Source organism: Kitasatospora sp. NPDC002522 (assembly GCF_053595195.1).
Genome location: NZ_JBSFXE010000073.1, coordinates 10,706 through 22,959, shown reverse-complemented (window position 1 = coordinate 22,959; position 12,254 = coordinate 10,706). Strand labels below are relative to the sequence as shown.

General features: G+C 71.1%; 10 protein-coding genes. 5 read left to right on the top strand and 5 right to left on the bottom strand.

Features of this window, described 5'->3' with window-relative positions; genetic code table 11:
• The first annotated feature begins 258 nt into the window (after positions 1 to 258).
• Together ACWD4U_RS33580 and ACWD4U_RS33575 are read left to right on the top strand one after the other, a co-directional pair.
• Complete coding sequence (locus tag ACWD4U_RS33580; protein ID WP_363461429.1) at positions 259 to 594, top strand: hypothetical protein; 336 nt, start codon at positions 259 to 261, stop codon at positions 592 to 594.
• 76 nt (positions 595 to 670) lie between these two features.
• Positions 671 to 979: a hypothetical protein gene (locus tag ACWD4U_RS33575; RefSeq protein ID WP_363461433.1), complete on the top strand. Its 309-nt coding sequence runs from the start codon at positions 671 to 673 to the stop codon at positions 977 to 979.
• 367 nt (positions 980 to 1,346) lie between these two features.
• Here ACWD4U_RS33575 and ACWD4U_RS33570 read toward each other — a convergent pair whose 3' ends face one another.
• Positions 1,347 to 2,924 (bottom strand): MFS transporter, encoded by a 1,578-nt coding sequence (locus ACWD4U_RS33570; protein ID WP_363461427.1) that lies wholly within the window; start codon positions 2,922 to 2,924, stop codon positions 1,347 to 1,349.
• 205 nt (positions 2,925 to 3,129) lie between these two features.
• Entirely contained in the window at positions 3,130 to 3,585 is a 456-nt protein-coding gene (locus tag ACWD4U_RS33565; protein ID WP_363461426.1) for a hypothetical protein, read from the bottom strand.
• A 342-nt stretch (positions 3,586 to 3,927) separates the two neighbouring features.
• Here ACWD4U_RS33565 and ddaH point away from each other — a divergent pair, with 342 nt between their 5' ends.
• Entirely contained in the window at positions 3,928 to 4,758 is an 831-nt protein-coding gene (gene ddaH / locus ACWD4U_RS33560) for a dimethylargininase (protein ID WP_363461424.1), read from the top strand.
• Positions 4,759 to 4,868: 110 nt separating this feature from the next.
• Here ddaH and ACWD4U_RS33555 read toward each other — a convergent pair whose 3' ends face one another.
• The 3 genes from ACWD4U_RS33555 to ACWD4U_RS33545 form a co-directional block, all read right to left on the bottom strand.
• Positions 4,869 to 5,171: an alpha/beta fold hydrolase gene (locus ACWD4U_RS33555; RefSeq protein ID WP_363461422.1), complete on the bottom strand. Its 303-nt coding sequence runs from the start codon at positions 5,169 to 5,171 to the stop codon at positions 4,869 to 4,871.
• Between the two features lie 202 nt (positions 5,172 to 5,373).
• Positions 5,374 to 5,625 carry an acyl-CoA carboxylase subunit epsilon gene (locus tag ACWD4U_RS33550; protein ID WP_363461420.1) on the bottom strand — a complete coding sequence of 84 codons (252 nt, stop codon included), beginning with the start codon at positions 5,623 to 5,625 and terminating at the stop codon, positions 5,374 to 5,376.
• A 96-nt stretch (positions 5,626 to 5,721) separates the two neighbouring features.
• The gene (locus ACWD4U_RS33545) at positions 5,722 to 6,501 is read right to left on the bottom strand and encodes a hypothetical protein (RefSeq protein ID WP_363461418.1); all 780 of its coding nucleotides are present in this window, start codon (positions 6,499 to 6,501) and stop codon (positions 5,722 to 5,724) included.
• A 434-nt stretch (positions 6,502 to 6,935) separates the two neighbouring features.
• Between ACWD4U_RS33545 and ACWD4U_RS33540 the strand changes: the two genes are divergently transcribed.
• On the top strand, positions 6,936 to 8,567 hold the full coding sequence (locus ACWD4U_RS33540; protein ID WP_363461416.1) for a PfaD family polyunsaturated fatty acid/polyketide biosynthesis protein: 1,632 nt from the start codon (positions 6,936 to 6,938) through the stop codon (positions 8,565 to 8,567).
• A gap of 207 nt (positions 8,568 to 8,774) precedes the next feature.
• Positions 8,775 to 12,254 (top strand): beta-ketoacyl synthase N-terminal-like domain-containing protein (locus tag ACWD4U_RS33535; protein WP_449787395.1); only part of this gene is annotated, 3,480 nt, incomplete at its 3' end.

Sequence of the window (12,254 nt, the reverse complement as noted above, 5' to 3'; positions counted from 1 at the left end):
GCCTGATGCTCAGTGAGCGGCTCAGCGCCAACCTGCCGTGGGGCCCCCCCCGGCGCGCCCCCCCCGCGCGGGGGGGGGGGGTGGCCCCGGGGGGGGGGTGTGGGGGGGGCGCCCACCCACCCCCCGCTGGTAGCTCGGCACCAGGGGGTGCCGAGCGTGCTAGGGGAAGGCGGCAACAGCCTTGAGAACATCGCTCCGATCCACCCCGCTCGCCAGCCGCGTCGTCGCCACCGTGACCCTCAGCAGCGCCCGCACCGAGTGACCGTCCGATACAACGCCAGCGAATACGAAGAGATCCGCCGAGCCGCCGCTGACCGCAGCCAGACTGTCGCCCGCTTCTGCGCCACCAGCCCCCTCAACGACGCCCGCGGCCTGAGTGCCAGTGATCCGCAAGACCGCCTCGACCGCGCGATCGACGAGTTGGCCGGCAGCCGCGCTCAACTGGCCCGCGTCGGCAACGACCTGAACCAGATCACCTTCGTGCTCAACGCCAGCGGCTTCCATCACCCCGCCGAGCTCGGTGCGGCCCTTGAACTCGTCCAGCAGGCTGTCGCACGGGTCGACGCCACCGCAGCCGAACTCGTGGGCAGGTAGTGGGACGCACGTACACACGTCACCCGGTGTACCGCGATCCGGACGAGTGCAAGGCGGCACTCAGCCTTGGAAGTTGGTGTCGATTCGATGTCATCTGGACAGGTTGGGAACATTCTCGCACCAGGGTGTCTTGTGGTCGTTCCTACGTGGCATCACCACCACCTGCCCGGAGTGCGACGCCACCCGCGACTGGCTCCTCCTCAACGTCCGCCACCAAGTCTTCGTCCGCTGCCGTTGCGCGGCCGAATGGCACGAGCCCGACCTCACCCGCGACGACTTCGACGAACACTTCACCGCACCCGAACGCGAGTGGGACGCCTTCGATGACGCCATGACCGGGCTGGGTTTCGACGGCCTCCTGGCCGGAACGATCTGGAACGGCTGAGCGAACAGGGGCGGCTCCCTGAGCAAGGATCCGCCCCTGCCTTACAGCTCTCGGAGAGCTACCCCTTCTTGCTCGGCAGCATCAACCTTCTTGGTGAGCGCGTCCACCAACCCGATGCTTCCCTCGAAGAGTTGGGAAACGTCCTGGCCGGTGAACATGATGATGTTGTTGTGACTCCCCCGGGACTTGCGTAATCTTCTGCTTTCCCACCCCGCCGACGGGAACCGGTCGATCCGGGAGCTGCCGGGAGGCGGGGCCTGCGCTCGGAGGGGACGGCCCGGAACGGGTGCCTGCCCCGCCCGGTGTACGGGGCCACCGTCCTCTTGTCGGGCCGCCGGGGTGTCGGCTCACGGCGGTTCCGGTCCGATCATCCGGCGGTGGCCGGAGCCGTCGTCTTCTCCGCCGTGCCGGGCTCCGGGCCCGCGCGTGTCGCCCGGAGGAGCGTGACGGCCCCGAGGCGCCACAGTGCGACGGCAGCACCCAGCAGGGTGATCGCGGTGCAGATCCAGGTGCCGTTGTGCATGGCCGCGGTGAAGGCCTGGTCGGCCGCGGTGACCAGGCGGGCGCCCTGCTCCGTGGGCAACCGCGCTGCGAGCGCGTGCGCGGAGGTCAGGTCGTCGGTGGCGGGCGCGGTGGTACCCGGCAGGGCGGCGCCCAGGTGATTGCGGTAGGAGCCCGACACGGCGGTGCCGACCACCGCGATGCCGAGCACTCCACCGAGTTCCCGCACCACGCTGTTGATCGAGCTCGCCATCGGAGCCTTCTCGCGCGGCAGGGCGCCGACGGTGGTGGCGCTGGCCGGTGCCATGATCAGCCCCATGCCGGCGCCGACCACGGTCGTCGCGAGGGCGACGAGCGCGTACGGCGTTCCGGTGTCGACCAGCGACACGCCGCCGAGCCCGAGGGCCATCACCGTCAGACCGCCGCCGATGGTAGCGCGATTGCCGAAACGCCTTGTGAGCAGTGCGCTGGTGGCCGCGGTGGCCGACATCGCCAGGGCGAACGGCACCGCGCCGAGCCCCGCCTTCAGCGGACTGTACCCGTGCACGAGTTGGAGGAACTGGGTGAGGACGAACAGCAGGCCGAACAGGGCGAAGAAGGTGATGCCGAGGACCACACCCGCCGTACTGAAGGTCCGGATCGCGAACATCCTGACGTCGACCATCGGATGCTCGGTCCGCAGCTCCCACCAGGCGAAGGCGGTCAGCAGGACGGTGGCGGCGCCGGCCTCGGCGAGTGAGACGTCGGGCAGCCATCCGTGTCTGGGGCCTCGGATGATCACGTCGACGAGCGCGGCCAGGCCGCTGCTGGACAGGAGCAGTCCGGGCACGTCGACGCGGCCGACCCGGTGCCCCGGGAGCGCGGGAAGCAGGGTCAGGACGGCCGCCAGGGCGGCCGCGACCAGAGGTACGTTGATCCAGAAGACGCTGCTCCAGGAGAAGTGTTCGAGCAGCAGACCGCCGGTCACCGGGCCGATCACGATGCCGATCCCGGAGGTTGCCGACCAGACGGCGATCGCCTTGGGGCGCTCGCGTTCGCCGAACAGCGCCACGATGCTGGCCAGGGTGGCCGGCATCGCGAAGGCGGCGCCCAGCCCCATCACGGCGCGCAGCCCGATCAGCTGACCGGCGGAGGAGGCCATGGCCGCGATCGCCGACCCCACGGCGAAGACGGTCAACCCGCCTATCAGGGACCGGCGTTGTCCGATCCGGGAGCCGATGGAGCCGGCCGTGATGAGCATTGCGGCGAACACCAGGGTGTAAGCGTTGCTGATCCACTGCAGGTCGGCCGTGGAGGCCCGGAGCGCGGAGGCGAGCGCGGGCAGTGCGGTGTTGAGCACCGTGTTGTCGATGGTGACGACCACCAGCGAGGCGCAGAGAGCCGCCAGGGCCGCCCAACGCCTCGGATGGCCCCCGTCCGGGTCGGCCGTACTGTCTGAACTCATGTTCTCACCCTTGTGAACCGGGGTTCGTAGGCGTCGGCAGGGACCGCCGGGAAGAGCCGTCTGTCGGCCTGGGAGAGCCCGGAGCCGGAGGCGCGGAGCACGGACAGTGCGTGCCTCCGGTCATTGCCGGTCGGAGGTGTCGCGTCCGGTCGAGGACTCGGCGGCTCCTCCAGCTCGCCGTATGGTGACGACACCCCCGTACCAGTCAGCGGTTGCTGTCGCCCACGATGGCGTTCAGAGCGTGCACCAGGCCGCTGAATGTGCCGGTGTCGTCGGTCTGGAGGAGGCGTACGTCCCGGCCGGCCGTCGCCCCGTCCGTGTCGTGGCCGCACTCCGAGGGGGTCTCCGCGCGGTGCGCGGAACTCCCGTAGGGGCCGACTGCCACGCCGCCCGCAGTCCTCGGTTCGGGAGCGGTGTCCCTGTCGGACGGGGACTGCGCCAGCGTGACGCGCGCGTAGCTGTCGCCGAGGACGACGTAGTACTGGCCGGGCCGACCCGGCACCGGCAGGACCATGTCGACCGTCGTCTCCGTCTTGCCGACCAGGGCGCCGGGAGCCGGCGGCGCGGCGGGGCCGGGGTGCCGGCCGGGTGCCGGACGAAGGCCCGGAGTGTTGCCGCCGCCGTGCTGTGTTCCGTAGGACTCCGCTGCGTCGTGAGCCATGCGTACCCCTCCTCCTCGGTCGGCCGGCCCAAGCGGCGGGGCCGCGGTGTGCGGGCCGCCAGGCGTGGAGTCCGGCATGTCTCTATCGAGATCACGCGCCGGTGCCGCTGCCGGTTCGACGCGGGCGGCATTCGCCGTCCGAGGCGGATCAGGGCGGCTCCCCAGCGCGGTGCGCAGGCCTCGGTTCCTTGGAGGAACGGCCTGTGCATCGTGGCGTTCCGCGTCGCCAGAAGTTGTCGTACGGGCACCGGGGGAGTGAGATCCATCTTCGGAAGCCGGCGCCCTGGGGCGGCGGCGGGCCGGGCTCGAACCGGCGTGCACGGATCGGCCGTGAGGAGCGATATGAACCGCCCCACTCGAACTCGTACCGCCCTGCGCCGCCACTACCTGATGTGCCGGCCCACCTACTTCGACGTCACGTACTCGATCAACCCGTGGATGGATCCCGCGAAACCCGTGGACGGCGCCCTCGCGCTCGCCCAGTGGGAACGACTCGTGGAGCTCTACACCGACCTGGGCCACCGGGTCGAGCAGATCACCCCGCTGCCGGGCCTGCCCGACATGGTGTACGCAGCGAACGGCGCCACCGTGGTGGACGGCCGGGTGCTCGGGGCCCGCTTCCGCAACGCCGAACGGGCCGCCGAAGGACCTGCGTACCTGGGATGGTTCCGTGCCCGGGGCTACCGGGAGACGCACGACCCGCTGCACGTCAACGAGGGTGAGGGCGACCTGCTGGTCACCGGGACGTACGTGCTGGCCGGCAAGGGCTTCCGCAGTGCCGTCGAAGGACACGGCGAGGCCCAGGAGTTCTTCGGCCGCCCGGTGATCGGGCTGGAGCTGGTCGACCCGCGCTACTACCACCTGGACACGGCGCTGAGCGTGCTCGACGGCGACGAGATCATGTACCACCCGGCCGCCTTCTCACCGGGCAGCCGGGCGGTGCTGGAGCGGCTGTTCCCCGACGCCCTGCTCGTGGACGCGGCGGACGCCGCGGTGTTCGGCCTCAACGCGGTGAGCGACGGGCTCAACGTCGTGCTGCCGGAGGCGGCGGCCGGACTGGCGGAGCAGCTGCGCGAGCGCGGCTTCCGACCGGTGGGGGTGGACCTGTCGGAGCTGCTCAAGGGCGGCGGCAGCGTGAAGTGCTGCACCCTGGAGATCCGCCCGGGAGGCTGAGGGCCGGAGGCACCGGCCGGATCGCCTGTCACGCATCGGGCCCCGCCCTGGCCGCGCCGATGAGCACTGGCAGGGCGGGGCCCAGGTGGACGGAGTCCGTCGTGAGTCCCTCAGTTCCCGCTCGCGGCTCGCTCTCCGCGGCGTAGGAGGGGCGAGTTGCTGCCCTCCAGTACGACCCGGGCGACCAGCGCGGGATCGTCGCCCATCGGGACGTGACCGCAGCCGACCAGCGGGACGAAGCGCGCCGTCGGCAAGGCCCGGCGGGCCCGGCGCCCCTGGGCGTTCGGCAGGAGCAGGTCGCGGGTGCCCCAGGCGATGGTCACCGGGACCTCCGACGCGGGAGCGGGGAAGCGCAGGGCCTGCTCGGTCCGCCCGGCGCGCGGAGTCTGCCGGAAGCCGGGCGCCGAGAGCATCGCCCGGGTGTCGAGCAGCAGTTCGTGCGGGTCGAGCTGCTGGGAGCGCCCTCGTCAATAGTCCGGCCGTCGCCGCCTCGGTGAGACGGGCCCCAGCCCCGTCAGGGGGATCGGACGGGACGCCGACCCGCTTCGCAGGCGCCGCTCGGGCGTACCGGTCGGGTTGACGGCCTCTACGGCCTGCCGACTGCAGGTGTACCGGTCAGTGCCAGCTGAATGGGCTCTGATAGCGGTTCAGGCCTTCGAAGCGCCGCCGGTGCATGCGAGTCCCCGGGCCGCGGTCGCGGGCCGCCTGGGGTGTTTTCTGCGCTCTCGCGGCGGCGGTTGCCGCGCGGACCGCTACGAGGATGGCGATCAGCGCAGCGAGTTCCTCGGGGCTGGGCCGCCCCCTGACAATCCGGATCAGGGCCTCGGTCCCGGGGTCGCCGGTACCCGCGGCGGCATCGGCGGTCATGTGCTGCCCTCCTGGGGGAATGATGCGCCGTAGCGGCCGCGCCGGCCGCCCCGCGCGGTCACGTCCGTACGCGGGGCAGCCCTTTCACGGCGGCGGTCAGAAGCGCGGACGGACTGCCTGCGGGATGTCGGGAGCTGCCAGGAGGGCGATCTCATGGTCCTCGAGTCCGTCCAGGAAGAAGTCGATGACCTGGCGGTACTGGTCCGCGACGAGATCCCCGTGGAGTTCGCGCAGGCCCCGCATGTGGCTGGTCATGGCGTGCAGGAAGGTGGCCGGCTCGAAAAGCATGGGGACGATCCGACCGCGCCGCAGGTAGCTCGCCACCTCAGGGCCGGCCGGCTCGAACACCCTCCCGAAATTCGCGAACGCCAGCTCCACGAACGCGGCCTCCACACGCATGAGAAGGACCCGGTACCCCGCTCGGATCGCGTGATGCCACATCGCCCGGTAGAGCCGCTGCATGCTCGCCTCGGCACCGAGCTTCCGGGCCAGGCCGGACACCTCCACGACGGATCCCGGGTCCAGTATTCGTGCTGCTCCGATGCGCTCCCGGGTGGCGCTAAAGAGCTCGAAGTCGGCCTCCACGGGGAGCCGCTGGGCATCGCCTCGGGCGCCGATCGGAACGGTGATGTATCGGCCGGTCGCCTGCGGCTCGCCAGATACCGGATCGGCGATCAGGAAGTATTCCGAGTGCGGGACGCAGGGATCGAACTCGACGGTCAGGCAGCCGGTTCTCTCATCGATGTTCTCCGGGACGATCCACCCGTCCGAGAGATAGCGTTCGACCACCAGACGGCCGCAGACATCGATCGTGTCCGGGTCGGTGGAATGGTGGAACGGGCCTTCGGATCGGCGACTGCGCGCGCGCGTTTCCATGATCCTCACAATCGGACGCGGAGCACGAGGGAGCCGCGGTCGACTTCGTCGCGCCGCCGGTCTCCCGCATTTGAGGGCTGCACCGTAGCACCGGGATGCCGACGGGCCGGTACACAGTCTGAAACGGCGGTCGCAGCTCCCGAGTTCATCCGGGACGGGCGCTTCGTACCATCGCCGAGCAGGCGTGGCCCGGCCCTACAGGCTGCCCGACCGGTTGCAGCCGTGGCCCGATCCAAGGATCGCGGAACGGACCGAACCGAACCGTGCCCCGGCGCCGTTGCACCAGTGACCTCGTCGTACGTCGCCGGCGACTGCCGGATCGGGGCCCCCGACGCACCCCTCCGAGCGCCGCAGGAGCGAGCCCGACTCGGGCAGCGCGGCAGGAGTCCGTCAGCGGCAAGAACCGAGCAACCCCAGAAGGGCAGGAGAGTTCCATGTCGACCACGCGGCAGTCAGCCGGCGGCCAGGTTCTCACGAGCAGTGGACGTCACGGGGCGGCACCGGCTCCGGCGTTCTCGCCGTCCGAGGTCCTGGAACTCGTCGAGCGCATCAGGACACCGGTCCACCTCGTCCGAGAACGGTCGACCGGACGCCCGGGCCTGGCCGACGCCTCCGCGGCCGACGGACTCCCCGAGTCACTCTTCGAGATCATCGGATCACTGCCCGCTCTCTACCCGGAGTGGCTGGGCGACCGGTCGTTCTGCGAGACCCATCGTCTGCGATTCCCCTACCTGGCCGGAGAGATGGCCAACGGGATCGCCACCGTCGAGATGGTGACCGCGATGGCGGAGGCCGAGATGATGGGCTTCTTCGGCGCCGGCGGCCTCGGATACGAAGCGGTTGCCCGGGGGGTCGACGAACTCACCGGACGACTCCGGGAGCGAACGAACTGGGGCGTCAACCTGATCCACTCCCCGAACGAGCCGGCAATCGAGGAACGGGTCGCGGACCTTCTCATTCGCACCGGGGTGCCCCGGATATCCGCCTCGGCGTTCATGGACCTCACCCCCGCCGTCGTCCGCTGCGCCCTCGTGGGTCTCACGGTGCTCCCCAGCGGGGAAGTGGCCCGGAGGGTACAGGTGTTCGCCAAGGTGTCGCGGCCGGAGGTCGCCGAGAAGTTCATGTCGCCCGCGCCAGGCGCCATCGTGGACGTGCTGCTGCGGCGGGGCGAGATCACCCCCCTGGAGGCGGAGCTGGCCGCGCGAGTTCCGGTGGCGGACGACGTGACCGTGGAATCCGACAGCGGCGGCCACACCGACAACCGGCCACTGGCGGCTCTGCTCCCCGCGATCACGGACCTGCGGGACGTACTCGCCCGGCGCCACGGGTTCGCCCGGCAGATCAGGATCGGCGCCGCCGGGGGACTGGGCACCCCCGCCGCCGTCGCGGGCGCGTTCGCGCTGGGCGCGGCGTACGTCGTCACCGGGTCGGTGAACCAGACGGCGCGGGAGGCCGGCCTCTCCGAGGACGCCAAGACCATGCTCGCCCAAGCGGACCTCGCCGACGTCACCATGGCACCCGCTGCCGACATGTTCGAGCTCGGTGTGAAGCTTCAGGTGCTGCGGCGCGGCACGCTCTTTCCGGCCCGGGCCGCGCAGCTCTACAACCTCTACACCGCACACCCGTCCCTGGAGGCGATCCCGGCCGAGGCGAGAACCCGCCTGGAACAGGACGTGCTGCGGGCACCGATCGACGAGATCTGGCGCACGACCCGCGAGTTCTGGCAGCGGCGGGACCCCGCACAGCTCACCCGGGCAGAGCATGACCCGAAGCACCGGATGGCCCTGGTGTTCCGGTGGTACCTCGGCAACTCCAGCCGCTGGGCGATCCAGGGGACCGTCGAGCGGCGCAGCGACTACCAGATCTGGTGCGGGCCGGCCATGGGCGCCTTCAACCGCTGGACCGCGGACAGCTTCCTGGCGGAGCCCGAGAACCGCACGGTCGTTCAGATCGCCCGGAACCTCATGGAGGGCGCCGCCGTGGCCGGCCGTGCGCACCAGGTCCGCAACCACGGCGTGCCGGTGCCCTCCGCCGCCTTCTCCTTCCGGCCCCGACGACTCGCCTGACGCCCGGGCGAACGGCGCGTCACCCGCTCCGCTCCCCGGTGTGCGTCCCCTCGCCGTCCCAACCACCCCACGGGGTGGCCCGGAGGCCATCGACCGCGCAGCCACGCGCTGCGCCCTCCGGGAGCAGTGCCCCGCTCGTGCCTCTTCCGCTCCCCCTTCCCTTGGAGTCACCCGATGTCCGGATCCGTACCACCGTCCCTGCCGCCGGTGGCCATCGTCGGTGTCGCCGCCCTCGTTCCGGGGGCCCGGGACGCCGCGGAGTTCTGGAAACTGATCATGTCCGGGAAGGACATGATCACTGACGTCCCGTCCGGCCACTGGCTGGTCGAGGACTACTACGACGCCGATCCGCAGGCCGCCGACAAGACGTACGGCAAGCGCGGCGGCTTCCTGCCGCCGGTCTCGTTCGACCCCCTTGCCTACGGCATCCCGCCGAACGCGCTGCCCGCAACCGACACCACCCAGCTGCTCTCCCTCATCGTGGCCGAGCATGTGCTGGCCGACGCCACCCGAGGGGACCTGGCCGGTCTGGACCGCGACCGGGTGAGCGTCATCCTCGGCGCAGCGCCACTGGAACTCCTGACCACCATGGGCAGCCGCCTGCAGCGCCCGGTCTGGCTCAAGGCACTGCGCGAGCACGGCGTCGCGGAGTCGCAGGCGCAGGAAATCTGCGACCGGATCGCCGACCACTACGTCCCCTGGCAGGAGGCGACCTTCCCCGGCCTGCTCAGCAACGTGGTCGCCGGGCGTATCGCCAACCGCTTCGACCTCCACGGGACCAACTGCACCACGGACGCGGCCTGCGCCAGCTCGCTCGCCGCGATCTCGAACGCCGTCAACGAACTGGCGCTCGGCAGGTCCGACATGGTGGTCACCGGTGGTGTCGACACTCTCAACGACATCCTGATGTACATGTGCTTCAGCAAGACACCGGCACTGTCCCGGTCCGGTGACTGCCGGCCCTTCTCTGACAGCGCCGACGGGACGGTCCTCGGCGAGGGGCTGGTGATGTTCGCCCTTCGGCGTCTGGAGGACGCCGAGCGGGACGGCAACAGGATCTACGCGGTCATCCGGGGCATCGGCACGTCCTCCGACGGCCGGAGTACCGCCATCTACGCCCCCCTGCCGGCCGGCCAGGAGCGCGCGCTGCGGCGCGCGTACGAGGCGGCGGGGTACTCGCCAGACACCGTCGAACTCGTCGAGGCGCACGGCACCGGCACCACCGCGGGGGACCTGGCGGAGATCACCGCCTTGCGCGAGGTCTTCGGGGACACCGGCCGAACCGACTCCCAGTGGTGCGCGCTCGGCTCGGTCAAGTCCCAGATCGGGCACACCAAAGCCGCGGCCGGAGCTGTCGGGCTCCTGAAGGCCGCACTGGCCCTGCACCACAAGGTGCTGCCGCCCACGATCAAGGTGGACCGCCCCAATCCCGCCCTCAACCTCGAGGACAGCCCCTTCTACCTCAACCCCCGGCCGCGGCCGTGGATCTCGGCCGGTGATCATCCCCGACGCGCATCCGTGTCCAGCTTCGGCTTCGGTGGCAGCAATTTCCACATCACCCTGGAGGAGTACGTGCCGCAGGAGGAGCCGGAGCGGACGGCGCAGATGCTGCACGCCGCCCCCAACGAACTCGTGCTGATCAGCGCAGACTCGGCGGCAGGCCTGGTCCGCCGGCTCGGCGAGCTCGCCGGGGCGGAGGAGTCCTTCACCGCCCTCTCCCGGCGTTCCTGGCGCGAGTTCGACGCGCAGGCCCCGGCCCGCGCCTCCGTCGTGGCCGTCGACCGCGACGACTTCGAGGCCAAGTCGGAGCACCTCGCCGGTGCCGTCCGATCCGCCCCGGTCCGCTCTTTCTCCCTGCCGACCGGCATCTCCTACGCGACCGGCCCCGCCGAGGCCGGCCAGGTCGCCTTCCTCTTCAGCGGGCAGGGATCCCAGTACGTCGGCATGGGATCCGACCTCATGACGCACTTTCCCGAGGCGCGACAGGCATGGTCCGAGGCCGCGCGGGTGCTGTCGGCCGACCGCACGCTGCAAAGCGTCGTCTTCCCGCCCTCCGCCTTTACCGACACCGCGAGGGCGGCGCAGCAGGCCGCCCTCGGCGCGACCGAATGGGCACAGCCCGCCCTCGCCGCGCAGAGCCTGGCCCAGCTGAGCCTGCTGCGACGGCTCGGCCTCACCCCCGACTGCGTCGGAGGCCACAGCTTCGGCGAACTCATGGCCCTGCACGCCGCCGGGACGCTGGACGCGCGAACCGTCGTCCACCTGGCGCGGCGCCGTGGGGAGTTCATGCGGGACGCCTCGGAGTGCCGTGGCACCATGCTCGCGGTCACCGCTACCCGGGAGTCGGTGGAGAACCTGCTGACGGATGCCGACCTCTCCGACGGCCTGTGGATCTCCGCACACAACGCTCCCACCCAGGTCGTCGTCTCGGGAGAGGCCGAAGCCGTCAGCCGGTTCGAGCACAGGCTGGCCGCGGAGGGCGTGTCCGCGCGGCGGCTGCGTGCCGCGACGGCCTTCCACAGTCCTCTTGTCGCGCCCGCGAGTGCCGGGCTGCTCGACTCCCTGCAGCGGGTGGAGGTGGAGCCGCCCCGATGCGACGTCTACGGCAATGCCGACGGCAACCCCTATCCCGCGGAGCCGGCGGGCATCCGCGAACGGCTGTCGGTCCATCTCGCCCGCCCGGTCAACTTCGTCCGGGAGATCGAGGCCATGTACGAGGCGGGGGTACGCACCTTCGTCGAAGTGGGCGCGGGGAGCGCGGTCGCCGGACTCATCGGGCAGATCCTGGAGGGCAGGGAGCATCTCGCGGTCAGTCTCGATCAGGAGCGTCGTGACGGCTTGGCCGCCTTCCATGACGCCCTCGGCAGGCTGGCCATCAAGGGCGTCGTCCTGGACCTCGATTCGCTGTGGGCCCACACCACGCCGGCCGTTCCACAGCCTGCGAGGCGGCCCGGCCTTTCGGTGACAATCAGCGGTGCCAACTACGGCAAGGTCTATCCGCCGTCGGCCGGCGCGGCCGCGCTGCCCGGACCGAACGCCGAACCCTCGAACGGCCTTCGGCCGGGGGGCCCGACTGCGGTGGCTTCCGCTGCTCTGCCCGCCTCCCTCGTCGAAGCCGCAGAGGTACGCCGGTCGCCCGCCCCGCCGGCACCGTCGACGACCGAGCCTGCGGCTGATCCCACGCCGAAGCAACATCCCATGCCGCGAGCCGCGGATCCGGGCCCGGCGCACTCGCCGACGGCAGCTGGCGCAACAGAGCCGTGGCTGAGAGTCCTGCAGGAGTCGGATCGGCAGACGGCGGAGGCCCATGCCGCCTACCAGCGCGCGATGACCGACAGCCACCTGGCGTTTCTGGCCTTGGCCGGGAACTCGCTGGCGAGCCTGGCATCCCTCCCGGGGAGCGTCGTCGCACCGGCCTGCGAATCCACCTCCGCAGTGGCTTCCCCGCAGCGCGACGCATCGCTCGATTCCCCCCTGCCGGTCAATGTTCCGATCCGCCCGAGTGAACAGGCCACGACTCCCGCCCCCGCGGCCGTCGACCTTCCCAGGACAGACGCCGCGCCCGATGCCGCGGACGGCATCGGCTTGGCTCTTGGGGCGGTGGTGTTGTCGGTGGTGGCGGAGAAGACCGGTTATCCGGTGGAGCTGCTGCGGCCGGAGATGGAGCTGGAGACGGATCTGGGGATT

Bases quoted from the DNA above. Each gene is read 5' to 3' on its own strand.
- ACWD4U_RS33570 (WP_363461427.1), bottom strand. From the start codon at position 2,924: ATGAGTTCAGACAGTACGGCCGACCCGGACGGGGGCCATCCGAGGCGT.
- ACWD4U_RS33565 (WP_363461426.1), bottom strand. From the start codon at position 3,585: ATGGCTCACGACGCAGCGGAGTCCTACGGAACACAGCACGGCGGCGGC.
- ddaH (WP_363461424.1), top strand. From the start codon at position 3,928: ATGAACCGCCCCACTCGAACTCGTACCGCCCTGCGCCGCCACTACCTG.
- ACWD4U_RS33555 (WP_363461422.1), bottom strand. From the start codon at position 5,171: ATGCTCTCGGCGCCCGGCTTCCGGCAGACTCCGCGCGCCGGGCGGACC.
- ACWD4U_RS33550 (WP_363461420.1), bottom strand. From the start codon at position 5,625: ATGACCGCCGATGCCGCCGCGGGTACCGGCGACCCCGGGACCGAGGCC.
- ACWD4U_RS33545 (WP_363461418.1), bottom strand. From the start codon at position 6,501: ATGGAAACGCGCGCGCGCAGTCGCCGATCCGAAGGCCCGTTCCACCAT.
- ACWD4U_RS33540 (WP_363461416.1), top strand. From the start codon at position 6,936: ATGTCGACCACGCGGCAGTCAGCCGGCGGCCAGGTTCTCACGAGCAGT.